The organism is Rhodoplanes sp. P11, assembly GCF_964266735.1.
GTDB classification, from domain to species: Bacteria; Pseudomonadota; Alphaproteobacteria; order Rhizobiales; family Xanthobacteraceae; genus Rhodoplanes; species Rhodoplanes serenus.
The window spans coordinates 1,881,297-1,905,164 of sequence record NZ_CAXWGY010000001.1 but is presented as its reverse complement, the minus strand read 5'-3'; the positions used below and the strand labels follow the sequence as shown (position 1 = coordinate 1,905,164).

23 protein-coding genes, 2 tRNA genes and 1 pseudogene are annotated in these 23,868 nt (G+C 66.2%); 21 read left to right on the top strand and 5 right to left on the bottom strand.

Going from position 1 to position 23,868, the window contains the following annotated elements:
* Positions 1 to 146 precede the first annotated feature (146 nt).
* Positions 147 to 2,540, bottom strand: coding sequence for a xanthine dehydrogenase family protein molybdopterin-binding subunit (locus tag ACFQUV_RS08675; protein WP_129608006.1), 2,394 nt, complete (start codon positions 2,538 to 2,540; stop codon positions 147 to 149).
* Between the two features lie 130 nt (positions 2,541 to 2,670).
* Complete coding sequence (locus tag ACFQUV_RS08670) at positions 2,671 to 3,171, bottom strand: (2Fe-2S)-binding protein (RefSeq protein WP_129608001.1); 501 nt, start codon at positions 3,169 to 3,171, stop codon at positions 2,671 to 2,673.
* A gap of 321 nt (positions 3,172 to 3,492) precedes the next feature.
* Here ACFQUV_RS08670 and ACFQUV_RS08665 point away from each other — a divergent pair.
* From ACFQUV_RS08665 to ACFQUV_RS08645, 5 genes are all read left to right on the top strand, one after another.
* A tRNA-Cys gene (locus ACFQUV_RS08665) sits at positions 3,493 to 3,566 on the top strand.
* 447 nt (positions 3,567 to 4,013) lie between these two features.
* Complete coding sequence (locus ACFQUV_RS08660; protein ID WP_165363788.1) at positions 4,014 to 4,814, top strand: outer membrane protein; 801 nt, start codon at positions 4,014 to 4,016, stop codon at positions 4,812 to 4,814.
* A 255-nt stretch (positions 4,815 to 5,069) separates the two neighbouring features.
* Positions 5,070 to 5,273: a hypothetical protein gene (locus tag ACFQUV_RS08655; RefSeq protein WP_129607999.1), complete on the top strand. Its 204-nt coding sequence runs from the start codon at positions 5,070 to 5,072 to the stop codon at positions 5,271 to 5,273.
* 233 nt (positions 5,274 to 5,506) lie between these two features.
* Positions 5,507 to 5,581: transfer RNA gene (locus tag ACFQUV_RS08650), tRNA-Asn, on the top strand.
* 153 nt (positions 5,582 to 5,734) lie between these two features.
* Positions 5,735 to 5,959 (top strand): hypothetical protein, encoded by a 225-nt coding sequence (locus tag ACFQUV_RS08645; RefSeq protein WP_244601474.1) that lies wholly within the window; start codon positions 5,735 to 5,737, stop codon positions 5,957 to 5,959.
* 156 nt (positions 5,960 to 6,115) lie between these two features.
* Here the strand turns inward: ACFQUV_RS08645 and ACFQUV_RS08640 are convergent.
* A pseudogene (locus tag ACFQUV_RS08640) lies at positions 6,116 to 7,216 on the bottom strand (recombinase family protein); the annotation flags it as partial.
* 21 nt (positions 7,217 to 7,237) lie between these two features.
* Positions 7,238 to 7,480, bottom strand: coding sequence for a hypothetical protein (locus ACFQUV_RS08635; RefSeq protein WP_129607998.1), 243 nt, complete (start codon positions 7,478 to 7,480; stop codon positions 7,238 to 7,240).
* A 293-nt stretch (positions 7,481 to 7,773) separates the two neighbouring features.
* On the opposite strand from ACFQUV_RS08635, the gene ACFQUV_RS08630 reads away from it, so the two are divergent.
* The 12 genes from ACFQUV_RS08630 (at position 7,774) to ACFQUV_RS08575 (ending at position 20,590) form a co-directional block, all read left to right on the top strand.
* Positions 7,774 to 8,076, top strand: coding sequence for a hypothetical protein (locus tag ACFQUV_RS08630; RefSeq protein ID WP_129607997.1), 303 nt, complete (start codon positions 7,774 to 7,776; stop codon positions 8,074 to 8,076).
* Positions 8,073 to 8,504 carry a PIN domain-containing protein gene (locus tag ACFQUV_RS08625; protein ID WP_129607996.1) on the top strand — a complete coding sequence of 144 codons (432 nt, stop codon included), beginning with the start codon at positions 8,073 to 8,075 and terminating at the stop codon, positions 8,502 to 8,504. Before ACFQUV_RS08630 ends, ACFQUV_RS08625 begins: the two co-directional genes overlap by 4 nt.
* A 147-nt stretch (positions 8,505 to 8,651) precedes the next feature.
* Positions 8,652 to 9,470, top strand: a complete 819-nt coding sequence (locus ACFQUV_RS08620; protein WP_207211380.1) for a restriction endonuclease — start codon at positions 8,652 to 8,654, stop codon at positions 9,468 to 9,470.
* On the top strand, positions 9,467 to 11,452 hold the full coding sequence (qatA, locus tag ACFQUV_RS08615; RefSeq protein ID WP_129607994.1) for a Qat anti-phage system ATPase QatA: 1,986 nt from the start codon (positions 9,467 to 9,469) through the stop codon (positions 11,450 to 11,452). The genes ACFQUV_RS08620 and qatA overlap by 4 nt, the downstream gene beginning before the upstream one ends.
* Entirely contained in the window at positions 11,452 to 12,348 is an 897-nt protein-coding gene (gene qatB / locus ACFQUV_RS08610) for a Qat anti-phage system associated protein QatB (RefSeq protein WP_165363787.1), read from the top strand. Before qatA ends, qatB begins: the two co-directional genes overlap by 1 nt.
* On the top strand, positions 12,345 to 13,715 hold the full coding sequence (gene qatC, locus ACFQUV_RS08605) for a Qat anti-phage system QueC-like protein QatC (RefSeq protein WP_129607993.1): 1,371 nt from the start codon (positions 12,345 to 12,347) through the stop codon (positions 13,713 to 13,715). The genes qatB and qatC overlap by 4 nt, the downstream gene beginning before the upstream one ends.
* The gene (qatD, locus tag ACFQUV_RS08600; protein ID WP_129607992.1) at positions 13,712 to 14,473 is read left to right on the top strand and encodes a Qat anti-phage system TatD family nuclease QatD; all 762 of its coding nucleotides are present in this window, start codon (positions 13,712 to 13,714) and stop codon (positions 14,471 to 14,473) included. Before qatC ends, qatD begins: the two co-directional genes overlap by 4 nt.
* A 168-nt stretch (positions 14,474 to 14,641) precedes the next feature.
* Positions 14,642 to 15,583, top strand: a complete 942-nt coding sequence (locus ACFQUV_RS08595) for an ArdC family protein (protein ID WP_129607991.1) — start codon at positions 14,642 to 14,644, stop codon at positions 15,581 to 15,583.
* On the top strand, positions 15,583 to 16,035 hold the full coding sequence (locus ACFQUV_RS08590; protein ID WP_129607990.1) for a hypothetical protein: 453 nt from the start codon (positions 15,583 to 15,585) through the stop codon (positions 16,033 to 16,035). The genes ACFQUV_RS08595 and ACFQUV_RS08590 overlap by 1 nt, the downstream gene beginning before the upstream one ends.
* 68 nt (positions 16,036 to 16,103) lie before the next feature.
* Positions 16,104 to 18,227, top strand: a complete 2,124-nt coding sequence (locus tag ACFQUV_RS08585) for a ParB/RepB/Spo0J family partition protein (protein ID WP_129607989.1) — start codon at positions 16,104 to 16,106, stop codon at positions 18,225 to 18,227.
* 65 nt (positions 18,228 to 18,292) lie between these two features.
* Positions 18,293 to 19,333 carry a toprim domain-containing protein gene (locus ACFQUV_RS08580; protein ID WP_129607988.1) on the top strand — a complete coding sequence of 347 codons (1,041 nt, stop codon included), beginning with the start codon at positions 18,293 to 18,295 and terminating at the stop codon, positions 19,331 to 19,333.
* A 321-nt stretch (positions 19,334 to 19,654) separates the two neighbouring features.
* Complete coding sequence (locus ACFQUV_RS08575; RefSeq protein ID WP_129607987.1) at positions 19,655 to 20,590, top strand: DUF2493 domain-containing protein; 936 nt, start codon at positions 19,655 to 19,657, stop codon at positions 20,588 to 20,590.
* A 228-nt stretch (positions 20,591 to 20,818) separates the two neighbouring features.
* On the opposite strand, the gene ACFQUV_RS08570 is transcribed toward ACFQUV_RS08575, so the two are convergent.
* The gene (locus ACFQUV_RS08570) at positions 20,819 to 21,361 is read right to left on the bottom strand and encodes a hypothetical protein (protein WP_129607986.1); all 543 of its coding nucleotides are present in this window, start codon (positions 21,359 to 21,361) and stop codon (positions 20,819 to 20,821) included.
* 297 nt (positions 21,362 to 21,658) lie between these two features.
* On the opposite strand from ACFQUV_RS08570, the gene ACFQUV_RS08565 reads away from it, so the two are divergent.
* The 4 genes from ACFQUV_RS08565 to ACFQUV_RS08550 all read left to right on the top strand — a co-directional run bounded on the left by ACFQUV_RS08565 (position 21,659) and on the right by ACFQUV_RS08550 (position 23,758).
* Entirely contained in the window at positions 21,659 to 21,826 is a 168-nt protein-coding gene (locus ACFQUV_RS08565; RefSeq protein ID WP_165363786.1) for a hypothetical protein, read from the top strand.
* 144 nt (positions 21,827 to 21,970) lie between these two features.
* Entirely contained in the window at positions 21,971 to 22,411 is a 441-nt protein-coding gene (locus tag ACFQUV_RS08560) for a hypothetical protein (protein ID WP_129607985.1), read from the top strand.
* A gap of 576 nt (positions 22,412 to 22,987) precedes the next feature.
* Positions 22,988 to 23,314 carry a DUF736 domain-containing protein gene (locus tag ACFQUV_RS08555; RefSeq protein WP_129607984.1) on the top strand — a complete coding sequence of 109 codons (327 nt, stop codon included), beginning with the start codon at positions 22,988 to 22,990 and terminating at the stop codon, positions 23,312 to 23,314.
* 192 nt (positions 23,315 to 23,506) lie between these two features.
* A complete protein-coding gene (locus ACFQUV_RS08550) occupies positions 23,507 to 23,758 on the top strand; it encodes a hypothetical protein (RefSeq protein ID WP_127645350.1) in 252 nt (83 codons plus the stop codon).
* Positions 23,759 to 23,868 lie beyond the last annotated feature (110 nt).

Below are 23,868 nucleotides of genomic sequence, written 5' to 3'. Positions count from 1 at the left end.
CTCGCCTCACGATCCGAGAGCCCCCTCACCCGGCTCGGACCTTTGGTCCGAGCCACCCTCTCCCCGCCCGCGGGGAGAGGGAACAGCGGCACCCCGTCCTGGCGCCGGCGCCTCGCCGAGCGCCCTGCCCGACGCCTCGAACCGCCCTACTCCGCCGCCACCTGCGGCCGCGTCCGTTGCAGCGCCCGCCACACCGTCAGCGCGTTCGCCGGCATCGGCACGTCCTCGGTACCGAGCGCGTCGGTGACGGCATTCATCACCGCGGCCGGCGCCGCGATGGCGCCCGCCTCGCCGCAGCCCTTGATGCCGAGCGGATTGCCCGGGCACGGCGTCACCGTGGTGTCGACCGCCAGCGGCGGCACGTCGGCGGCGCGCGGCATCACATAGTCGTTGTAGGAGCCGGTGACGAGCTGGCCGCTCTCGTCGTAGACGGCCTGCTCCATCAGGGCCTGGCCGATGCCCTGCACGATGCCGCCATGGACTTGACCCTCGACGATCATCGGGTTGATGACATTGCCGAAGTCGTCGACGGCGGTGAACCGCTCGACGGTGACACGGCCGGTCTCGGGGTCGATCTCCACCTCGCAGACATGACAGCCGGCCGGGAACGTGAAGTTCACCGGATCGTAGAAGGCGCCTTCCTTGAGGCCGGGCTCCAGCGCGCCGCCGGCGAAGCGGTGCGCCGTGTAGGCGTTGAGCGCCACCTCGGCGAAGCTCGCCCGCTTGTCGGTGCCGGCCACCGTGAAGGTGCCGTTCTCGAACACGATGTCGGCCTCCGACGCCTCCATGAGATGCGCCGCCACCTTCCTGGCCTTGGCCTCGACCTTGTCGAGCGCCTTGACGATCGCCGACATGCCGACGGCGCCGGAGCGCGACCCGTAGGTGCCCATGCCGAACTGCACCTTGTCGGTGTCGCCGTGCACGACCGCGACATTGTCGATCGGGATGCCGAGCCGGTCGGCGACGAGCTGCGCGAAGGTGGTCTCGTGCCCCTGCCCGTGGCTGTGGCTGCCGGTCAGCACCTCGACGGTGCCGGTCGGGTTGACCCGCACCTCGGCCGACTCCCACAGGCCGACCCCGGCGCCGAGCGAGCCGGCGGCCTGGCTGGGCGCCAGACCGCACGCCTCGATATAGGTGGAGAAGCCGAGGCCGCGCAGCCTTCCGCGCGCTTCGGCCTCGCGCCGGCGGGCCGGGAAGCCGGCCACGTCGGCGAGCGCCAGCGCCTTGTCGAGCGAGGCGGCGTAGTCGCCGCAGTCGTAGGTCATAATCACCGGCGTCTGGTGCGGGAACGACGTGACGAAGTTGCGCCGGCGCAGCTCCGCCGGATCGATCCCGAGGCGGCGCGCCGACACCTCCATCAGCCGCTCGACCACGAAGGTCGCCTCCGGCCGCCCCGCCCCGCGATAGGCATCGACCGGCACCGTGTTGGTATAGACCGCATCGACCGTGCAGTGGATCGCCGGGATGGCGTACTGGCCGGACAGGAGCGTCGCGTACAGATAGGTCGGCACCGACGACGAGAAGGTCGACATGTAGGCGCCGAGATTGGCCACGGTCTTCACGCGAAGCCCGAGAATCTTGCCGTGCGGGTCGAACGCCATCTCGGCGGTGGTCACATGGTCGCGGCCGTGCGCGTCGGCGACGAACGCCTCGGAGCGGTCCGCCACCCAGCGCACCGGCCGGCGCACCCGGCGGGCCGCCACCAGCGCCACCACCTCCTCCGGATAGATGAAGATCTTGGAGCCGAAGCCGCCGCCCACATCGGGCGCCACGACGCGCAGCCGGTGCTCCGGCGCGACACCCACGAAGGCCGAGAGCACCAGGCGCGCCACATGGGGGTTCTGCGAGGTGTTCCACAGCGTGAAGCTGTCGTTGCCGGGGTCGTACTCGGCGAGCGCGGCACGCGGCTCCATGGCGTTCGGCACCAGCCGGTTGTTGACGAGATCGAGCCGGGTGACACTGGCGGCGCGCGCAAAGGCGGCGTCGACCGCGGCGGCATCGCCGAGCTGCCAATGAAAGATGGTGTTGCGTGGCGCCACCGCGTGGATCTGCGGAGCGTCCTCGGCCTGCGCCGCGGCGGGATCGACGACGGCGGGCAGCTCCTCGTAGTCGATCACCACCGCCTCGGCGGCGTCGCGCGCCGCCTCGGGCGTCTCCGCCACGATCGCCACCACGGGCTCGCCGACGTGGCGCACGGTATCGGCCGGCAGCGCCGGATGCGGCGCCATCCGCATCGGCGAGCCGTCGGTGGAGTGGATCATCCAGCCGCACACCAGGGGCCCGAGCTTGTCGGCGGCGAGATCCGCCCCGGTGATCACCGCCAGCACACCGGGCATGCGGGAGGCGTGGCCGGCCTGGATGCGGACGATGCGGGCATGCGCGTGGGTGGAGCGCAGGACATGCAGACACGCCAGGCCGGGGCGACCGATATCGGCGGTGTAGCGGCCGTTGCCGGTGAGGAAGCGGAAGTCCTCCTTGCGGCGCACCGGAGCGCCGACGCCCGCCGGCTTCGCGGCCGTGGCGGTCGCTCCAGTCGCCATGGTGCCGGTCGCAGTCGTGCCGGTCGCACTCATTCCCGCAGTCCTCCCGAAGGCTGGCGTGGTGTCGAACGACGTTTTTCGGTGGCGGCGCCCCGCGGCGGCGCGCCGCATCGAGAGCGGGCCGGGTCGGCTACTCGGCCGCCTGGCGGGCCGGATCGCCCCCCGGCGCCATGGCGCGGGCGCCGGCCGCGATCGACTTGACGATGTTGTGGTAGCCGGTGCAGCGGCAGAGATTGCCTTCCAGCTCCTCGCGGATGGTGTGGTCGTCGAGCTCGTGGCCCTTGCGGCGGACGAGATCGAGCGCCGTCATGATCATCCCGGGCGTGCAGTAGCCGCACTGGAGGCCGTGGTTGTCGCGGAACGCCTCCTGCATCGGATGTAGCGTGTCGCCCGGCGCCACCCCCTCGATGGTCAGCACCTCGGCGCCGTCGGCCTGGACGGCCAGCACCGCGCAGCTCTTCACCGCCTCGCCGTCGAGATGCACCACGCAGGCGCCGCACTGGGAGGTGTCGCAGCCCACATGGGTGCCGGTGAGGCGCAGCTGCTCGCGCAGGAACTGCACCAGGAGGGTGCGGGATTCGACCTCGGCGCGCACCGGCTTTCCGTTCACCGTCATCGACACGACAGGCATGGCGTCTCCCTCGGGCTCGCGGCTGCTCCGGCGTCCGGGGCCGGGCACCATGTGGGCCTGGCGCGGCGTCTCGACCGTGCGGCGCCTTGTGTGGAGGCGCGGCGGCAGGTCGGCCGTGTCCGGAGCCGGCAAAGTGTGGCCCGTGCCCGTCGACACGGTCAAGGGTGCGCCCTCGGGGCTCGTCGCCGCGCGATGTCGCGTGCCGCTCTCGCGGCCGGCCAGCGACGATGCGCCGGGCCGGACCGTGGTGATTGCGGTTGCATGTTCGGCGGCCGCAGGGGTAAACATGCCGCGTCGACTCCGGCCCGCCGGGGCGACCAAGGCCACGTGGCGGAGTGGTTACGCAGCGGTCTGCAAAACCGTTTACGCCGGTTCAATTCCGGCCGTGGCCTCCACTCTCTCCTCTCAAATCTGTCGTCTCGAACCTCCAGCCTGCCGTTTCAGGCCGTTCGGTTCAGGCTCTTTGCTGTGGGTCGTCTCCGGCCCCGTTGCCGATTAGTGTCCGGTCGCGACCGGCTGACCGAGGCAGAGACGCCGCGCCGCCCCGCACACACCGGCCATGGCCTCCCACCCGGAACGATGGTGCGAGAAGCTCCGCGGGCCGCTGGCCGCTCAGGCCCCGTGCGGTGGTGGACCTGACCCAGCACCACCAGCCGCTTTTGGTGGCCACTCGTTACCTCCAAAACTGCCAATTCTTGCAAATGTGGCGTGGCTAAGGTGTTGTACTTAGCCACCTAATTCGCTCCTCTTAAGAGTGTTGCCCGTCCGCTACAGCCATAAGCAGCACATTGTGGCACTTCATGATTGTTATTTTGAATTGAGATGAAACATAGGGGATGGTTATGAAGCTCACCCTCGGCACTGCCGCCCTTCTGGCCTCGCTGGTCACCGGCCCGGCCCTCGCGGCCGACATGGCGGCCCGGATGCCGGTGAAGGCCCCGCCGCTCGCGCCGGTTCCCGCCTTCAGCTGGACCGGCTCCTATTTCGGCGTCAACGTCGGCTATGGCTGGGGCCGCCAGCGCACTGAGTTCAACGCCGGCTTCGGTGGACTCGGCTTTGGCGCCGAGGAGCGCCAGGACGTCGACGGCGTGTTCGGCGGCGTGCAGGGCGGCTTCAACTGGCAGGTCGGCCAGTTCGTGCTCGGCATCGAGAACGACATCCAGTTCTCCGGCCAGGAGGGCGACACGCTCTACTCGCTCGGCTTCGGCTTTCCGGGCGGCCCGGTCGGCCCCACCCTGGCGGCCAACCACGAGCTGCGCTGGTTCGGCACGTCGCGCAGCCGCCTCGGCGTCACCACCTGGAACAACCAGATGCTGTTCTACGTGACCGGCGGCGCCGCCTACGGCCAGGTCCGCTCCACCTACGACCTCGGCGTCGGCGGCTTCCCGGTCGCCTCACTGGACACCAAGAACACTCGCTTCGGCTGGACGGTCGGCGGCGGCATGGAATGGGCGATGGCGCCGAACTGGAGCATCAAGGCCGAGTACCTGTATCTCGACCTCGGCCGCGAGGAAGCCTCGGTGGCGTTCCTGGGCACCCCGGCGCTCGCGCTCGAGTCGCGCTTCACCGACCACATCGCGCGCATCGGCGCCAACTACCGCTTCCCGATCGGCGGGGCCGCCCCGGTGATGGCGCGCTACTGAGCCGGCCGATCCGGGCCGGCCGTCGCCAGCCCGCACGACGGTCCCTCGTCGAAGCCCCGGCCGTGCGCCGGGGCTTCTCTTTTTGGGTGTCGCCTTGAGGTCGTCCCGGGACCGCAGCCCTGCCCCGGAGGCGCGACGGCCGCGGCTCGCCGGACCACGGCCCCGGCAATGCCGCCATGCAGCAAAGCCTCTGGTGGGTGCTCGGCCGCGATCTATATCCAGGCACGTAGAAAGCATATCCAGAGGTTATCGACCATGTCCGTCAGTTTGTCCGCCGAGCATACCGCCCGGCGGGGTGCCTTCACGTTCCTGCGCCATGTCGCGGCGGCGGTGCGCGAAGGGCTGGAGCTCGCCTCCCGCTATCGTACGCTCTCCGTGAAGTCCGACCGCGAGCTGGCCGCTCTCGGCCTGTCGCGCGAGGATCTGCCGCGCGTCACCGTGCAGGGCTGGACGCGCTGAGATCGGCCGACTGCGTCCGCCGCGGACGCGCGCAGCACGCAACGTCAGAACCCGACACACCCCGAGCGGCCGGCCTTCCGGCCGCTTTTTCTTTGGGCCGGTGCGGCCGCGATCGCTCGATGAGGACACGAGGGGGCCAGGCGCGGGGCCGGCGCTCGGCCGCCGGCCGAATTCGACTTGGCAACCCGGCGCGGGTTATGTATACGCCACGAGCCTGAGCCGTGAGGCGGTGTTCCCCGGTAGCTCAGCGGTAGAGCAACCGGCTGTTAACCGGTTGGTCGCTGGTTCGAATCCGGCCCGGGGAGCCATTTCGGAACGAAACTGCGAACGCCGTGCGTCGCCGTTTCCACTCCACAGTTTCCTCCAGACGCTACGAGCGTCTGGAGGAGCCGTGGCTTCGATCCCTTGATACGAATTTCGTCGGCTCCGACCTCCACCCGCTGGACTAGTGCCTGGAGGTGATGGCGCCGGAAACCGCCGTCCCGATCCCTGATCTTCCTACGGGCCTCGACGCCGAACCGACGCAGCAGCTCCGGCGTCACGCGATTGTCCTCGCCCTCACCACGGCTTTCTGCCCGGTCCGCGTCGGCCCGCGCCGCGTCGCGGATTCGCTTCAACTCAACAATTCGGCCCTTAAGGTTGGAGTCGTCCATTTCGGCGAGACCATTCTCAATCGCCTCATATAGCCTAGTCAGCTTGGCTTCCGCGTCCGCGGCCTGCTTCCTGAGTTCGGCAACCCGGCCCTTCAGGCGCTGGGCGTGTTCCTCTCTGCGCCTAAGCAAGCCAGCGAGCAGCTCCTCCAGCCGCTCAGGCACAAGCAGTCGTTCCTCCAGATGCGAGACAACCATCGTGTCCAGCTCGTCCATCGGGATCGTACGGCCGCGGCATGCCGTCTTCCCCTGCCGCGCCGTGGTACAGCAGGTATAGTAGCGGTATTGGTCGCCCTTTCCCGAAGTGCGGAGCGTCATGGCTCCCCCACAATCGGCGCAGAAGCACACGCCGCCTAAGAGCGTACCGGCCGTCACGAACCGCGGGGCCTTCAGTTGCGGGCTGCGCGAGCGCATCACCGCCTGGACCTCAACGAACTCTTCCTCGTCGATGATCGGCTCGACCGCCACTTCGACGATCTCTTCTTCCGACTTCTTCTCTCCCTTACGCTTGCCCGAGACGTTGAAGCGATGGCGGCCGACGTAGGTCTCCCTGGTCAGGATCTGGTGGACGGCCCCAACGCCCCAGCGTCCGCCGGTCTGCGTCCGGATGCCACGCGTGTTCAGGTAATCGGCGATCTGCCGAGAGCCCATTGGACCGTCATCGGAGCCGATCCGTGCGAGACGGAACATGAGCCGGACCGTCTCAACCTGGTTCGGATCGGGTTCGATTTTCTTCTTGGTCCGCGCGCCCCGCTGCTCGGCCGCTACGATCCTGTAGCCAAACGGCGGCCTCGAGCCATTCCAATAACCCTGACGGGCGTTCTCACGCATCGCCCTCAGCGTGTGTTTGGCGTTCTCCTTCGACTGGTACTCGTCGAACAGCGCCATGATCTGACGCATCATCACGCTCATCGGATCGTCGCCGAGATCCTGCGTGATGGAAGTCAGACGGATACCGCTCTTCGCCAGCCGCCGGACGTAGAATTCGAGTTGAAATTGATCGCGGAAGAAGCGCGAGAAGGAATGCACGATGATGAAGTCAAAGGGCGCAGGCTTCTGTGCCGCGGCGTCCATCATCCGCTGAAATTCGGGCCGCCGATCATCGGTCGCCGATGCGCCCGGCTCGACAAACTCAGCGACGACTGCGATGCCCTTCGCTTGACAGTAGGCTTGGAGCTGGCGGCGCTGGTCCGGAATCGAAAGGTCGTGTTCGGCCTGCCGGCCGGTCGAAACACGCAGGTAGAGCGCAGCACGCCCCGGCGACGCCAAGGCGGGGGTCGCTTTGGCGTTCATGCGGAGCCTCCGTTCACTGAATCAGTCTTTCGGGCCCAGCAGCTCATCGAGGAGCGGACCGAGATGGGCCTCGAATAAGTCGAGCTCGGCCTCACTGACCGGCACCAGATCGGGCCAGTCGTCGGAGACCTTGAGGCTCCATAGGTTGATCTCCCTCCCACCGCGGGCTCGCGGTTCGGGCGCCGCCGACCGGACCGGGCGGACGTAGTCGTAGAGATCGGCGTCGTCCTGCGACGCTGGAAACCGGAGCACCTTGGCGGACATGCCGCCATTGTTGCATCCCACCCTGCAATATTGAACAGTATCATCTGGTTATGGGGCCAACCTGAAGCGCAATCTCGGATACTCCCGGCGACGCCTGGCGCCGTTGGCGAAGTGCGGCGCGTCGCAGCGAAGCGCAAATACCTATGATCGGCGGCCGAGGGATGCGATCGCGCGCGGTGTTCGATGACATCGGCCATCCATCGCCTCCCTTCCGGAACGAAGCCTTGCTCTAGCCCATCTTGCCGTTCGGCCTGTCACTGGATATATTACTGGCAATAGCGCGGAGGTCAATCATGGGCGACACGTCTCAGAGGCGCGCCATCAAGAACTACCGGAACCGCTTGGTCGAACGCGGCATGGCGCGCTTCGAGGTCCTCGGGCGAGATTCCGATCGCGAGCTGATCCGCTCGTTTGCAAAGCGCTTGGCCGAGGACGGCCCCGAAGCCGAGCGCTTGCGGGCGGCTGTCAGCCAAGGCATCGCCGGTCAGCCGCCGCGAAAGGGCGGCATCCTCGAAGCGTTGCGGCGCTCGCCTATGGTAGGCGCCAACGTCATCCCCGCCCGTCCATTCGAGCCGGGCCGCAAGGTTGACCTGTGAGCCGATATCTTCTCGACACAAACATCATCAGCAACATCACGAAGCCGGTCCCATCGGAATCGCTGCTCGTGTGGATGGCTGAACAAGTCGACGAGAACCTCTTCATCACCTCACTCACCATTGCGGAAATCTGGCGCGGCGTTTTGGAGAAGCCGGCGGGCCGCAAACGCGATCAGCTCGAAACGTGGTTTGCTGGTCCGGAAGGACCATCGGCCCTTTTCGCCGGCCGTGTCCTCCCCTTCGACGAGAAGGCGGGTCTCGCTTGGGCGAGGCTGATGGCCGAAGGCACAGCCACCGGCCGACCACGCAGCGCGCTCGACACGATCATTGCCGCAGTCGCCGAGGCCAACGGCTGCGTGGTCGTCACCGACAATGAAAAAGACTTCGCAGGGGTCGCGGTGATCAATCCGCTGAGAGCCGCGGAGTGACCGCGGTCAAGACGAGGGCAACGCAAACCCGAAACGTCGCCGGTACACCGGCCGCATCGAGGAAGGGACCTCACCATTAGTTCGATCCGATCCATCGATCTCAAGCTCGTAGACGACCTCGTCGATTTCATCCGAGGCCGCGGCTATGTGCTGGACTTTTCCGATCCGAGCTTTGCCGAGTTCTTCGCGACCGAACTCGACGTCGATATCGATGATCCGATCTATGCCGAGCATGGAGGCTCCAAAGGCAAGCGTCTACGCTGCTTTCTCCAGAAGGTCGACGACGCCACGGCGGTCCGAACCCTCCAAGCACTCTGGGACCATCGTGCCCAATACTTGGCCCAGACCGGACAGCCCGATCCCGTGCCGAACGCGGAAGGCCGATATCTCTCCCTCATGGCAAAACTGTCTGGTCAAGCGGCTTCCGGCGGAGAGCCGCCCCGTCCAGCGTCCGATTGGCGACTGCTCACCGAACTGCGCGAACAGCTGGTCCAGATCGCGTCGCTTCAGCCGCACGAGCGAGGTTACGCCTTCGAGGCGTTCCTCAAACGATCCTTCGATATGGCCGGTCTGACGGCGCGCGAGCCATTCCGCAATATTGGCGAGCAGATCGACGGAAGCTTTTTGCTGGGCGATGAGACCTATCTGCTGGAGGCAAAATGGCATTCGCTTCCAACGGGCGTGGCTGACTTGCACGTGTTCCACGGCAAACTCGAACAGAAGGCGGCCTGGGCTCGTGGACTGTTCGTCAGCTACAACGGGTTTACGACCGAAGGGCTGGCGGCCTTCGGACCCGGCAAGCGGCTCATCTGCATGGACGGTCGCGACATATATGACGCGCTCGAGCGTCAGATTCCGTTAAAGGCCGTTCTCGAACGCAAAGTGCGGCGCGCCGCCGAAACAGGACAACCCTTCATCACCGTGAGGGACCTCTTCGGCCAACAGACCGCGGGGGGATACGGATGATTCTGGCCGACAACGAAACCAAGGTCGACCTCCTCAACAATGAGGCGATCGCGGCGACGATCATCAAGCTCCTCCGCGACCGGCCCGATCAGCCAGTGACCGTCGGCGTCCACGGGGACTGGGGTGCCGGCAAGTCGAGCGTGCTGGAGATGATCGAGGCCGGCTTCGAAGGTGAAGCCAAGGTCCTGTGCCTGAAATTCAATGGCTGGCGCTTTCAGGGGTTTGAAGACGCCAAGATCGCGCTCATCGAGGGGATCGTCACCGGTCTGATCGAAAAGCGCCCGGCGCTCACCAGGGCGGGCGAGACCGTCAAAGATATTTTCCGCCGGATCGACTGGCTCAAGCTGGCCAAGAAGGGGGGCGGTCTCGCCTTCACGGCGTTTACCGGAATCCCGACCCCCGACCAGATCCAAGCCGTCGTCAGCACGCTGGAAAGCTTTGTCGCCGATCCGGCAAAACTCGCCACCAAGGACAATGTCGAAGCGGCCATCGACGGCGTGAAAGGTCTGCTGAAACCCAAAGGTGAAGGCGACTCCACCAACGTGCCCGAGCAGATCAACGCTTTTCGAAAGGCCTTCGACGATCTGCTAGAAAAAGCAGGCGTCGGGCAACTGGTCGTTCTCATCGACGATCTCGATCGCTGCCTGCCCGACACCGCGATCGAAACGCTGGAAGCGGTGCGCCTCTTCGTCTTCACCTCGCGAACGGCCTTCGTCGTCGCCGCCGATGAGGCGATGATCGAATACGCGGTGCGCAAGCATTTTCCCGACCTGCCGGACACGACCGGGCCGCAGACCTATGCGCGCAATTATCTAGAGAAGCTGATCCAGGTGCCCTTCCGCATTCCGGCCCTCGGTGACACCGAAACGCGCATCTATGTGACGCTCCTCCTCGTGGGGGCCGAGTTGGGCGACAACGATCCGGCCTTCAACACCCTAATCGGCGTCGCCCGGGAGCGGCTAAAGCGACCGTGGACATCCGGCGCGCTCGATGCCGCGTCGGTGAGAACTGCGCTCGGCGACAAGGCCTCACGCGCCAACAACGCCTTGGCGCTCAGCGATCAGATCGGGCCGATCTTGACCAGCGGCACAAAGGGAAACCCTCGCCAGATCAAACGATTCCTCAATACGCTTGTTTTGCGCCAGCGCACGGCCGAAGCGCGCGGATTCGGCGATGACGTCAAGCTGCCGGTTCTCGCCAAGCTGATGCTCGCCGAGCGTTTTATCCCGCGGCTGTTCGACCAGATCGCGGCTGCCGCCGCGGCGGCGCCGGATGGGAAGTGTCCTGACCTGGCCGCGCTCGAAGCGGCCGCCACCGCAAAGGAAGAGACCAAGCGCGCGGCCAAGGCGGATAAGGCGCCCTCCGGCGGGAAGAGCGGCGATACGGCCAAGGCCGCGCCGAAGCTGGAGGCTGTGAAAGCGACCGAGAGCGCGCTGCTGAGCGAGTGGCTCTCATCGCCTGCCATCAAGGCCTGGGCCGCAGTTCCGACCGCGATCGGAGACGAGGACCTCCGCCCCTACCTCTTCGTCGCCAAGGATCGAAAAGACTACTTCGGCGCCGCCTCGGTGCTCGGTCACTTGGCCGCCGTCGTCGAACAGCTCTTCGGCGGGAAGTTTGCGGTGCAGGGGCTCGAGCCCGACCTCAAGCGGCTTGCCCCACCCGAAGCCGCCCAAGTGTTCGAAGCTGTGCGCGGCCGCATCGTCGGAGGAGACAGCTTCGATACCGAGCCGCCCGGCACAGCCGGCCTGGCGATCCTCGTCAAGGCGCATCCCACCCTTCAGGGGAACCTCGTCGACTTCCTCGATGCGCTTCCGCGGGACCGGTTGGGTCCGTGGGTTTGCAGCGGCTGGGAAGGCGTTCTCAAAGACCCTGACGCGGCTCAGCGATTTGACCGCCTGCTTCAGGCCTGGGGCAAGGATGGCGGCGCGATGCTGAAGGCCGCCGCCACCGGGGTGCTCCGTACGCGGCAGGGATCTCGCTGATGGGCACCTCCAGTGCGTTCGGTGGCCAAGGAGGAGGTACACCGCTCGTCCCGAGCTGGCTTGGCGATGACGGCGCACCACCAGCAGCACCGGATGGAGTGCCCCCTGATAGGACCCCGCCGGACGCTCCAGCAGATGGCACGAACCCGCCCGGCGCGCCGCCAGCGCCGCCGGCGAGACCACCGATCCCGCCGATCGCCGATCCGACGCGATTCTCGGCGGCCCGCAACAACTTCTCCCGCTTCGCCGGCTCCGGCGGCGACGACCGCAGAAGCCTCGGCCGGGCCGTGTCGCACTATGTCGGCTCATCCTCGGGCGGCGCACGCACCGCCGCGGCCAGAATGGGATCTGCGCGGGGCGCAGGCAGTCGCCTCCTCGGTTTCCTGTCGGACGCGGTCGCACGCGGCGCGACTGAAGCTCTCCGCTCGCTGAATCTCGGCGCTCTCGCCGGTCGGCCCATTGAAGAAATCTTCTTGGGACTCACCGACTACGTATGCCCGGACGGCGGCTCGATCGATGAAGGTATCGCACGTGAGGCCTTCATCGAGACGATCACCGATCTCGCCGGGGCCGGGATCACTGATCTCGACGGCCTGACCGCCGACCAGATGCAGACGGTATTTGAGCTCTACGCGACCAACGCGATCGAGGCTCGGCTGTGCAATGACATCGGCGCCAAGACGGTGACGCTGCCCTCTGACAGCCGCGCGGCCGCGCGCGTGCAGGCACAATTGAACGACTTCATCCGGCGCGGGGTCGCGGATGCGCTCACTTCCGCTCGCGCCGCGGCCGCGGCGCTGACGCCTGATCGCGTGCTCGGATTCGTCGGACGCATCTACGAGCAAGCGTTCGGCATCCTGCAGATCATGGGCGATGCGGAAGCGGAGGCAGCATGAGACGGCACGTCATAATCGGCCGCTACGGCCCGGGTGATCGCAGCCGGCTGTCGTTCGGCGACGGAGAAGTCGAAACCCGCCTCGACCTGGTCGTCGGTGAGCGCGCGCTTGATCACGGCATCGGTCGTGCCCTTCGAGATTTGGCGAAGCTTGGCGTTCATCCGTCCGAGACCGGTGTGGATCTCCTTGTGCTGGCCGCACATGTCCATGCCGCCGACACACGCATCTCCCGCGCCAGCGAATCTCAGGATGGCTGGACGCGCGAAATCCGCTTGGCCGTACCGGTCTCCGATCCCGAGCGCTGGACGGCCGCCGCGCCGACTTTCGTTCGGATGCTCAATTTCCTCACCGGCGATCGCTGGTCGATCGCCTTTCGCGCTCGACCGCGCCGCTTCGCACGAGTCGCTCCGATCCCTGCAGGTAGGCTCATCGGTCCTCCCTTCGACGACCTGGCGCTCTTCTCCGGCGGTCTCGATAGCCTGATCGGCGCCATCGATGCGCTCGAAGCGGGCCGCACGCCGCTTTTCATCAGTCACGCCGGCGAGGGTGCGACGAGTGATGCACAGTCCACGATCTTCGACGCGCTGAAGGCGCATTATCGTGGCCGCGCCTTTGAACGTCTGCGGCTCTGGATGGCATTCCCGGACGGCTTCGTTCGTGGATCAGCCGGAGAGAACACCACCCGCGGGCGCTCCTTCCTCTTCTTCGCGCTGGGCGTATTCGCCGGCAGCGGCCTCGATGGGGCATTCACCCTGAAGGTGCCCGAGAATGGCCTGATCGCGGTAAATGTTCCGCTCGACCCCCTCCGCCTCGGTGCATTGAGCACGCGCACGACGCACCCATTCTACATCGCGCGTTGGAACGACGCGCTCGCAACCCTAGGCGTGAACGGACGAATCGAGAATCCGTACTGGGACAAGACGAAAGGCGAGATGGTGGCCGCGTGCGCCAACGGCGCGTTGCTGCGCCGCCTCACCCCTACCTCACTATCGTGCGCGTCCCCGAGCAAGGGCCGCTGGCAGGGTCTCGGCACCCAGCATTGCGGCTATTGCCTGCCATGCCTCATTCGACGCGCGGCTCTCGTCACCGGATTGCGCCCCGATCCCGATCCGACCGTCTATACCGTCGAGGATCTCACCGAGCGTGCTCTTGATACTCGCCAGTCTGAGGGCGTTCAGATCCGATCGTTCCAGCTCGCGATCGAGCGGCTTCGCGCCCGGCCCGCACTGGCGCCGATACTGATCCACAAGCCCGGTCCGCTCTTCGATGAGTCGCCGGCCCGCCAAGCCGCGCTCGCCGAGGTCTATCGCCGTGGCCTCGAGGAGGTGGGCGTGCTGCTGGCCGGAGTCAGGACGCGTCCCGGATGACCAATGATCTTCCGATCGGCGGTGTGGATTTTCATTGCCATCTCGATCTCTATCCGGACCTGGAGGGCGCAATCGCACGAGCGGAGGCGGCGCGCATCTACACGTTGACCGTCACCACGACTCCAAAGGCATGGCCGCGAAACCATGAGCTCACCCGGGGCACCCGTTACGTGCGGGCGGCGCTCGGCCTGCATCCGCAGCTGGTTGCGGAGCGAGCCGGCGAATTGCCGCTATGGGAACGCCACCTGCCGGAAACGCGCTACGTCGGCGAGGTCGGTCTCGACGCCGGTCCGCGCTTTTACAAATCCCTCGAAACTCAGAAGCGGGTGTTTCGTACCGTGCTCGAACGATGCGCGGAAGCCGGCGGCAAGATCCTCACGGTACACAGCATCCGCACTGTGCCGATGGTGCTCGACATGATCGAACACCACCTGCCGCGCGATCGTGGCGCCGTCGTGTTGCACTGGTTTACGGGAAGCAAGGCCGAGGCGCGGCGCGCAGCGGCTCTCGGCTGCTACTTCTCAGTCAACGCCGAGATGACACGTTCAGACCGCGGCCGCGCGCTTGTCGCCGAGCTGCCGATGGATCGACTTCTCACCGAAACCGATGGCCCCTTCACCCAGATTGACGGACGCCCCACCGAACCGGCGGACGCGCGCATCGCGATCGAGGCCGTTGCCCGCGCTCGGAACCTGGCCGGCGATGCGATCGTCAAGGCGGTTCGGACCAATCTTCAGACGCTGTTGCGCTCAATTTGATCGTCGAAAGGGGAACGCCTTCCCCTGCGGCCGAGCCCCCGGGGGTCTCGGCCGACCCCTTCTGCGGGGACACCCCGCAACGCCCCGAGAGCGAGAGTGCGGACCGGTTTGCCGTGACGGGTTGAGGATCGGGAGAGAGGCTCCCGGCGCCCGTCGCGGAGAACCGCGATGTCCAGACACCGCACCAATGCCCGCTCCGACAGAGCGAGCCTCTATGACGAGATCACCTCGAAAATCATCGCCGAGCTGGAGGCGGGACGCGTGCCCTGGGTCCAGCCCTGGGGAACGGCGGCGGCAAAGGCTCCGCTCGCCATGCCGAAGAACGCCGCCACCGGCCGTGGCTATTCCGGTATCAACGTGCTGATCCTATGGGGCGCCGTTGTCGAGCATGGCTTTCCTTGCCAGAGCTGGCTGACCTTCCGCCAGGCGCTGTCGCTCGGCGGCAATGTGCGCAAGGGCGAGCGCGGCACGACCGTTGTCTATGCCGACCGGTTCATTCCGGACGACGAGAAGAAGCGCGCCCGCGAGACCGGCGAAGAAGCTCAAGCCATCCCGTTCCTCAAGCGCTTCACCGTCTTCAATGCCGCCCAATGCGACGGCCTCCCTGAACAGATTGCCGCCGTCGCGCCACCACCGCCGCCTGGCCTGATCGAGCCGAAGGTCGAGGCGCTGATCAAAGCGACCGGGGTCGACTTCCGCATAGAAGGCAATCGCGCCTTCTATGTGCCGACCCATGACTACGTGCAGGTCCCGCCGCCCCAGGCCTACTTCGAGCCCATCAACTGGCATCGGACCGCGCTGCACGAGCTGGGTCACGCCTCCGGCGCGCCGCATCGGCTGAACCGCGATCTGTCCGGCTCCTTCGGCTCGAAGAAATATGCCTTCGAGGAGCTCGTCGCGGAGATGAACGCCGCGTTCTGCTGCGCATCGCTCGGCATCATCCCGACTGTCCGCCACGCCGACTATATCGGCTCTTGGTTGGAGGTTCTGCGGGAGGATAACCGCGCGATCGTCCGCGCGGCCAGTCAGGCGAGCAAGGCGGCCGATTTCCTTCTCGGTTTCCTGCCGGCGGAAGTCGCGCCGGCCGCCAACGAACGGGAGGCTGCGTGATGACACCGCACCCTCGCGGTAGCCACCTCCTCGAGAACGCGCTCGAGTTCGCCGCTGGCGCCCGCAGCGCCGCCTCCCGGCACCGCGACATCCACGCGATCATGCTCCAGCATTTGGGGATCGCGATCGAACTCTCGCTGAAGTCGTTCCTGCAATGCCATGGCTGGAGCGACCAACGATGCCGGGTTGAGCTACGGCACGACTTGGCGAAGGCACTGACCGCAGCAAGGAAGCTTGGCTTTCGCCCGAGCGATCCGGACTTGGCGCGGATCGTCGCCGTCCTGTCTCCCTTTTACCGGAGCCATGCGACAGCCGAGCTGGCGGCTCAGACGCCCAAGCCGCTTGAGCCGGAGCGGACATTGCAGGCGACGGAGCGGCTCCTCGACGACGTCCGCGCCGCTACGTCTTCGCCGTCGACTGCTGCGCGAAGACCCAGAGAGGAAGAGGCCTGAGGGGATCTTCGTGACGGGTTGGAGGCCGAGAGAGAGGCTTTCGGCCGCCCGTCGCGGAGTACACCCCCATGGCTACTGCTGCTAAGAAGATCACCCTGTCGTCCTCGCGCGACATCCCCTTCAACAAGCTCGTGCTCAGCCAGTCGAACGTCCGGCATGTGAAGGCGGGCGTCTCGATCGACGAGCTGGCGGAGGACATCGCTCGCCGCGGCCTGCTGCAGGGTCTCAGCGTTCGGGCCGTTGTCGATGCCGATGGCATCGAAACCGGTATGTTCGAAATCCCGGCCGGGGGGCGGCGCTATCGGGCGCTGGAACTGCTGGTGAAGCGCAAGCGCCTTGCCAAGACCGCGCCCGTGCCCTGCGTCGTGCGCGAGGGCGGAATTGCGGAGGAGGACTCGCTGGCCGAGAATGTCCAGCGCGCGCCGCTACATCCGCTCGATCAGTTCCGGGCCTTCCTCGCGCTCCGCGAGAAGGGCCAGTCCGAGGAGGAGATCGCTGCCGCCTTCTTCGTCTCGGTCAATGTCGTCAAACAGCGGCTGAAGCTGGCGTCCGTCTCGCCGAAGCTGCTCGACGTCTATGCCGACGACGGCATGACGCTCGATCAGCTCATGGCCTTCACCGTCTCAGGCGATCACGAGCGCCAAGAGCAGGTGTTCGACCGGCTGCAGCATTCCTATGACAAGCAGCCCTATGTCATCCGCCGGATGCTGACCGAGGGTGCAGTCCGCGCCTCCGACAAGCGGGCGCAGTTCATCGGCGTCGATGCCTATGTCGAAGCCGGTGGCACCGTGCTGCGCGACCTTTTCCAGGGCGACGATGGCGGCTGGCTGCAGGATGTGGCCCTGGTCGACCTGATGGTGGCCGAGAAACTGAAGGAGGAAGCGGCGAAGATCGCGGCCGAGGGCTGGAAGTGGATCGAGGTCGCGCCTGACTTCGCCTATGGCCACAGCTTCGGCCTGCGCCAGCTTCGCGGCGAGCCCGTGCCGCTGACGGCCGAGGAAGAAGCGACACGCGATGCCTTCCAGGCGGAGTTCGACCGTCTGTCGGAGGAGTACGCCGACGCTGACGAGCTGCCGGATGAAGTCGACGAGCGCCTCGGCGAACTTGAGACGGCACTCGAAGCATTCGAGGATCGGCCCCTGTCGTTCGATCCGGAAGAGATCAGCCGTGCCGGCGCCTTCGTCAGCATCGCCCAAGATGGCTGCGTCCGCGTCGAGCGCGGCTATGTCCGTCCCGAGGACGAATTGCCGATCGAGCCAGAAGCCGACCCCGACGAGGCGGATCAGGTCGGTATCACGTCGGCGAGCGCGGAAGGTGATGACGCCTCCGCGATCGAGCCACCCACTGCGCCGTCCGAGCCGGATGAAGACGAAGGCCTGTCGCCAATCTCCGACCGTCTCATGACCGAGCTCACCGCGCATCGGACGCTCGGCCTGCGCCAGGCGCTCGGCGAGCACCCCGACATCGCTTTCCTCGCCGCGCTCCACGCGCTGACGCTCAAGGTCTTCTATCACTATGGCTCCGACAGCTGCCTGGAGCTGGACCTGAAGAGCGTCGGCTTCGGCACGCAGGCGGTGGGATTGAACGACAGCGCCTCGGCCGAAGCGATCCGCGTCCGGCATGAGGGCTGGACCAAGGCCTTGCCGAAGGAGTCCGCCGACCTCTGGGATGCGCTCCAGGACTGGGATGGCGACAGCCGTTCCGCGCTCTTCGCCCATGTCGTCAGCCTGTCGGTCAACGCGGTGCATGAAACCTGGAACCGGAGGCCACGCGCGCTTGCTCACGCCGACCGGCTGGCGCAGGCCGTCGAGCTCGACATGGCGGCAGCAGGCTGGCGGCCGACGGTGGATGCTTTCCTCGGTCGCGTGACCAAGGCTCGCATTCTCCAGGCGGTCGCTGAGGCGAAAGGTCAGCGAGCCGCCGATCGCATCGAGCATCTGAAGAAGGGCGAAATGGCCGCCGAGGCCGAGACGCTGCTGGCGGATGCCGGCTGGTTGCCGGAGCCGTTGCGCACGCCGGGTCGCGGCCAGGCAGTGGCTCGCGATACCGCTGAGAGCGGCGGCGCGACAGCGTCGGAGTCGGCCGTCGAAGTATCGGCGGAGAACGGCGGCGAAACGGCCATGGTCGAGGAGGACGCGCCGGCTGAGAATGACGAAGCCGACGACGCACTCCACACGATCGCGGCTGAGTAACCGTCAATCGACTTGCGAGACTGGCCCGCCGGCGACGGCGGGCCTTTTTCATTGAGGAGACCATCATGTCGGAAACGCCGCATGATCTGGCGCGCCGCCTTGCCGACCGGGCGGAAGCGGTTTGTCGGCACTATCTTTCTGCCGGTCATCGTGAAGGCCGATACTGGCTTGTCGGTGATGTCCGAAACACGCCCGGCCGCTCCATGTTCGTGCGGCTCAAGGGCGGCGAATCCGGCAAGGGCGCCGCGGGGAAATGGACCGACGCCGCCACCGGCGAACATGGCGATCTGCTCGACGTCATCCGCGAAAGCTGCGGCCTCGCCGACTTCAAGGACATTACCGAGGAGGCGCGCACCTTCCTCAGCCTGCCACGCCCGGAGCTGCAACGGCCGCGGCCGCGAGCATCAGCAGCGCCGGCAGGATCGCCGGAGGCGGCGCGACGGCTGTTCGCCATGTCACAGCCGATTTCGGGCACTCTCGTGGAAACGTATCTCCGCAGACGCGGGATCACGACTTTGCACGGGACCGGCTCGCTACGTTTCCACCCTCGCTGCTACTATCGGCCCGACGAATATTCGCCGACCGAGACCTGGCCGGCGATGATCGCCTCCGTCACCGATCTCGGCGGCAGGCTCACGGGCGCGCACCGCACCTGGCTCGCTCCGGACGGATCATGCAAGGCGCCGATCGACACGCCGCGACGGGCGATGGGTTATCTCCTCGGCCACGCCGTCAGATTCGGTGTTGCACATGACGTCCTGGCAGCCGGCGAAGGCATCGAGACGATCCTGTCGCTCCGATGCGCGCTTCCGTCGATGCCCATGGTCGCGGCGCTCTCAGCAGCTCACCTCGCCGCCATCCTCTTTCCGGCGACAGTCGGGAGGCTCTACATCGTGCGCGACGACGATCCGGCCGGCGATGGAGCGCGGGATAGGCTGACCGAACGCGCGCATGCGGCGGGGATCGAGCCGATCGTGCTGTCGCCCGCGCTCGGGGACTTCAACGAGGATCTCCGCACCTTGGGTCTCATCGCACTTCAGGCGCAGGTTCGAATCCAGCTCGCACCGGACGACGTCGCCCGCTTCATGAGCCCGGAGGCCGCCTGACTGCGTCGGCGCGGGGCAGCGGCGGCAGCACCGTCTTGCGCCGCACGGGTTCCCATTCTCGCCGGCGAGAGCCGCGACCCGGCCTTCGAGAGGGCGATCGGCCGTCAAGCAGCCCGGACCGGCAATGGCTGCGGCCGACTATTTTCCGGCGCGCTCCTGAGGGAGCGCTTTCCATCGCGAAGCAAAATAGCCGGCCTCCGCCATCCTCCGCTGACGCTCCGGCCCTCTCGCTCCGCTCCGGGTGCAGGTCCGGGCTGCCCGACGGCTTTCGTCGCCATGAAGGCCGCGAGGGTCGCGGTCGAACCGACGAAGGAGCACCCCATGACGAGCGATCATGACGAAAGCTACGAACCGCACCACAGCTCATCGCCCACTGACCACGTCCTCGCTGAACTCCAGCTCTACGGCTATCGCCCGTTCCAGGACGAACCCGATCCGCGGCCGCTGCCCGAAGGGCGCATCGTCGCCGGCGCCATCTCCGACATCTTCGATGCCCTGATCACCACGCTCGAAGATACGCGTCTCGAGCCCGACCTCGACGATCTCCTGTGGTCGGCCGTCAACCTCTTCCATCGCGCCACCGACCGGATCGAGCGCGAGCTCGACGACAACGAGCAGGCGCAGCGCCGCGCCCAGCGAGAACAGGACGGCAGCGAGGTGAAATCAGTCGAGCTGGAAACCCTCATCGCCGAGGGACGGACGCTGATCGAACGGCGGGACGCCTTCGAGCTGATGCGCGACCAGGCTGCCGAACACTTCGAGCGACACACCGGGTCACCCTGGCGGCCGCGCAACGGATCAATGGTCAATCATCGCAATCTGACTTCGGCTATGATCGACAGCCGCGATTTCCTCGCCGCAAAAAAACGCGCCGAGACCGAGGTACTGCTTCCCAGCGGTTCGAGGATCGCCCTCACGGGTGGACTCGATTTCAACGATCATCGGCTGATCTGGGCAAAGCTCGATCAGGTCCACGCCAAGCATCCCGACATGGTGCTGTTGCACGGCGGAAGCCCCAAAGGTGCCGAACGCATCGCGTCCCGCTGGGCCGATCATCGCAAGGTCCCGCAGGTAGCCTTCAAGCCGAACTGGACGAAGCACGCCAAGGCCGCGCCGTTCAAGCGAAACGACGAGATCCTTCAGGTGCTGCCGATCGGCGTCATGCACTTTCCTGGAACGGGCATTCAGGACAACCTCGCCGACAAGGCCCGTAAGCTTGGCATCCCCGTCTGGAAGTTCGGCAATGGCGGCGCGTAAGCGCCGCCTAGCCCAGCTCAACTTTCCAGAATCTCAACACGTCGAGAACCTCGCCCTTCGGATAATGGAGGAAAGCCGCGTTCTCGAGGTCGGCCTTGATCCTTCGCTTGCGCTTGGCGATCTCGCGCTCGACGCGAGGGGTGAAAGGGGCTGTGCCTGGACGGAGAACACCTGGCCGATCGGAGCTCGGCCAGCTCTTTGGATATCCATCCGGAATCCAGCCAGACCTCACCTTGGCCGCCTGCTCGGCAACCTAAAGATGCTCGCAGGCCCATCCATAAGGTGGAACGCACACACGCGCAGCATGGCTTTGATCTCGGGCAATGTGTCGGTGAAGCCCTTCAGTGGCGTCGGCAGCCACGCCATGTTGGCCACGCAGGAGAAGTAGCGGGGATCCTGAACGACGCTGCTCTGTTGCGCGAAGGAGGGATCGTCATATCCCCAGATGTGGCAGACGGTCCAATTCTTCGGCTTCGGCGACGCCACGTCGAGCGCGGCCACCAGTGCGTTGAGCGCAGCGACATTGCCTTCAAACTTCTCAGCAGTGACGCCAGTCGCCTTCCGTGTGTTCGTGTATCGACGGGCCCATCCCGCATCATAAAGTGGCCGTCCGCGAGCGGTATGCGGCGCCCATACCGGCAAGGCCCGAAAGGTCGCCGGATGCACCCATCGCGCCGTTCGCTCGATCAGCTCGACGACCGCCGGGATGTCGTCCCGCAACGCCTCATTGCCGTCCGGTATGTAAAATCCGTCAGCCACTCTCACCGCCATTCTCGTTCTCGCCCCGCTGCGCGAGGCGGGCCGGGTCTCGGCTCAATGTCCTGAGCGGCAGCGCTGTCTAAGGAATTTGTCCTCTACCACCTGCGAGAGGCGCAGCACCACCCCGCTTCCTTGGCGCTGATCCTTGGTCCGGCCGCAGGCCTGATGCCATCAACCCGTAAAGGGTCGGCTATGCGAGCATGCCGCCGCTCCGGCTACGCCTCGCGGTGATTGCAGCCTTCGTCCGGACACGTCGGGCGCCTGTCACGCGGGGGTTGGTCCCCCGCCTCCAAGACAGGAGCCGGAACAATGTCCGTCAACGACGCGCACGCCTTCGCCTTCAGCCTCGCAGCGACCCTGATGGTCGCCATCGTCATCTTCCAGGCCGGCGACGGCAGTCTCTCGGTCGTTCCCGCCGCCGAATACGACGGCGACGACGCCGACATCGTCCATGAAATCGATCCCTTCGCCCCTTGACTGGGGCGAGCGTCTCGCTCGCGCCGACGGAGACCTTGCCGGTTTTCCGCTCCAACTCTCGCTCAACTTGAGCTATTCTCAATCAGCGCCGTGGTGGTGGTGGAAGGCGCGACCGTCAGACCTTTTCTCACGGAGACTGCCACCATGATGTTCATCGGCATCCTCTTCAGCATCGCTGCCATCGGCGTCCTCTGCTGGCTGCTGTTCACGCTTGCCGTCTTCGCATTGCCGGTCTTCGCGGGGGCGACCGCCGGCGCTTGGGCGTTTCAGACTGGCGCGGGCTGGCCGGGCAGCATCATCATCGGCCTTGTCGCGGCTGCGGTGACGCTCGGCATTGGCCAATTCCTGCTCGCCTTCGCGCGACCACTCTGGCTGCGCCTCGCGATTGCGCTCGTCTTCGTGGCTCCCGCGGCGCTCGCCGGCTATCACGCGACCCATGGCATCGTGAAGCACACCATGCCATCCGACACATGGCAGATCATCTTTTCCGCAGTCGGCGCGATCGCAGTGGGCGTCACGGCGTTCGTGCGGGTGGCGGCCATGACCGCGCCCGGACCATCCGGGCGGCACATGGCGCGCGCATGATACCATCCGCATTGGGGCGCGACCAACCGCTGCCCTCCGCAACGCCGCTCTCATCATCGGGGTAGCCGAGGGTTGGCGCGGCATGCGCGTGGCTCGGCCCAACCGCATGTCTTCACCGGCCGTCGAACTGCATCAGGGCCGCGCCGTTCGGTCCAGCCACCGATACATCGAAGGTGGCGGCTTTCGTCGCGGGAGCGGCATCGGAATCGGAATCGGCCAGCCTGCTATCGCCGTGTCGTTCGCCGTAACGTTGTTGCCGGGATGGCCGAGCGGCAGCCGACGCTCGCTGCCTTCTCCTTGATTGGTCTGTCGGTCGACCGCTCCAAACGGCCTCTTCCATGGGCTGATCTGGCCGAAGGTCGGCTACGCCTCGATCGCCTTGCCGCAATGGCGCCGACCGACTTTCTTCCCCTTCCGGCTGCGCCGTCATTCCTCGCGAGACAAGAAAGTCGCCCGGCTGCCATCCTCCGCTGACGCTGCGGTCGCAAGCGATGCCGCGTCGATCGCCTCCGCCCTGCCGATCGCCATCGAGGCCGCAATGGTGCGGGCTCGGAACAGAGTTCAAGGAGAACTATCATGGCGACCATCGGCACCTTCAAGAAGTCCGGCAACAACGAGTACACTGGCGAGATCGTCACACTCTCGGTTCAGGCCAAGAACGTCCGCATCGTTCCCGAAGCCGGCCGCTCCAGCGAGAACGCTCCCAGCCACCGCGTCTTCGTGGGCCGGGCTGAGATCGGAGCCGCCTGGGCCAAGCGCTCCAACGAGGGCCGCGACTATCTGGGCCTCAAGCTCGACGACCCGAGCTTCACTGCTCCGATCTTCGCCAACCTCTTCGACGACGAGGATGGCGACGGCTACAGCCTGATCTGGTCCCGGCCCAGCCGCCGCAATGGCGACTGAGGCCGACCAGGCCCCGCCCGGATGGTCCGGGCGGGGCCTTCGGCCTGACTAGAGGGCGACCGAATCAGTCCGACGCTTGCATCCGGTTTGCCCGGCTACACAGGTCCCTAAATACTGGCCCCAACTCGCTAGAACGACTATTATAGTCGTAGTTCTGGTGTGTGCGCCCGTGCCGGTGGGAGGTGGTCATGCATGATCACCGCCCGGCAATCACGGGCCGCACGCGCGTTACTTGGATGGAATCAGGAGACGCTCGCTGACAAGGCCCAGGTCTCGCTGACCGCGCTCAAGCGCCTCGAATCCCTAAATGGACTCGAGGTGTATGAGAGCACGCGCGACCAAGTCCGACGGGCGCTTGAGCGAAACGGCATCGTCTTCCTGACGTCCGACCAGGGCGAAGGAGTCATGCTTGTCCGAGCTAAGATTACCTCTCCGGCTTCCTAGTCCAGCTGCACGCTTGGGCGGCGATGCCTCCCCACATCACGCGATGCCGCACCGCCCCCCTCGCACATCGTCGCAAAACGAGTATGGTTAACAATTGATTCAGAGGCGGT

Excerpts from the sequence above, each read along its gene's own strand:
- ACFQUV_RS08675 (WP_129608006.1), bottom strand. The coding sequence starts at position 2,540 with ATGGCGACTGGAGCGACCGCCACGGCCGCGAAGCCGGCGGGCGTCGGC.
- ACFQUV_RS08670 (WP_129608001.1), bottom strand. The coding sequence starts at position 3,171 with ATGCCTGTCGTGTCGATGACGGTGAACGGAAAGCCGGTGCGCGCCGAG.
- ACFQUV_RS08660 (WP_165363788.1), top strand. The coding sequence starts at position 4,014 with ATGAAGCTCACCCTCGGCACTGCCGCCCTTCTGGCCTCGCTGGTCACC.
- ACFQUV_RS08655 (WP_129607999.1), top strand. The coding sequence starts at position 5,070 with ATGTCCGTCAGTTTGTCCGCCGAGCATACCGCCCGGCGGGGTGCCTTC.
- ACFQUV_RS08645 (WP_244601474.1), top strand. The coding sequence starts at position 5,735 with ATGGCGCCGGAAACCGCCGTCCCGATCCCTGATCTTCCTACGGGCCTC.
- ACFQUV_RS08635 (WP_129607998.1), bottom strand. The coding sequence starts at position 7,480 with ATGTCCGCCAAGGTGCTCCGGTTTCCAGCGTCGCAGGACGACGCCGAT.
- ACFQUV_RS08630 (WP_129607997.1), top strand. The coding sequence starts at position 7,774 with ATGGGCGACACGTCTCAGAGGCGCGCCATCAAGAACTACCGGAACCGC.
- qatA (WP_129607994.1), top strand. The coding sequence starts at position 9,467 with ATGATTCTGGCCGACAACGAAACCAAGGTCGACCTCCTCAACAATGAG.
- qatB (WP_165363787.1), top strand. The coding sequence starts at position 11,452 with ATGGGCACCTCCAGTGCGTTCGGTGGCCAAGGAGGAGGTACACCGCTC.
- qatC (WP_129607993.1), top strand. The coding sequence starts at position 12,345 with ATGAGACGGCACGTCATAATCGGCCGCTACGGCCCGGGTGATCGCAGC.
- qatD (WP_129607992.1), top strand. The coding sequence starts at position 13,712 with ATGACCAATGATCTTCCGATCGGCGGTGTGGATTTTCATTGCCATCTC.
- ACFQUV_RS08595 (WP_129607991.1), top strand. The coding sequence starts at position 14,642 with ATGTCCAGACACCGCACCAATGCCCGCTCCGACAGAGCGAGCCTCTAT.
- ACFQUV_RS08590 (WP_129607990.1), top strand. The coding sequence starts at position 15,583 with ATGACACCGCACCCTCGCGGTAGCCACCTCCTCGAGAACGCGCTCGAG.
- ACFQUV_RS08585 (WP_129607989.1), top strand. The coding sequence starts at position 16,104 with ATGGCTACTGCTGCTAAGAAGATCACCCTGTCGTCCTCGCGCGACATC.
- ACFQUV_RS08580 (WP_129607988.1), top strand. The coding sequence starts at position 18,293 with ATGTCGGAAACGCCGCATGATCTGGCGCGCCGCCTTGCCGACCGGGCG.
- ACFQUV_RS08575 (WP_129607987.1), top strand. The coding sequence starts at position 19,655 with ATGACGAGCGATCATGACGAAAGCTACGAACCGCACCACAGCTCATCG.
- ACFQUV_RS08570 (WP_129607986.1), bottom strand. The coding sequence starts at position 21,361 with ATGGCGGTGAGAGTGGCTGACGGATTTTACATACCGGACGGCAATGAG.
- ACFQUV_RS08565 (WP_165363786.1), top strand. The coding sequence starts at position 21,659 with ATGTCCGTCAACGACGCGCACGCCTTCGCCTTCAGCCTCGCAGCGACC.
- ACFQUV_RS08560 (WP_129607985.1), top strand. The coding sequence starts at position 21,971 with ATGATGTTCATCGGCATCCTCTTCAGCATCGCTGCCATCGGCGTCCTC.
- ACFQUV_RS08555 (WP_129607984.1), top strand. The coding sequence starts at position 22,988 with ATGGCGACCATCGGCACCTTCAAGAAGTCCGGCAACAACGAGTACACT.
- ACFQUV_RS08550 (WP_127645350.1), top strand. The coding sequence starts at position 23,507 with ATGATCACCGCCCGGCAATCACGGGCCGCACGCGCGTTACTTGGATGG.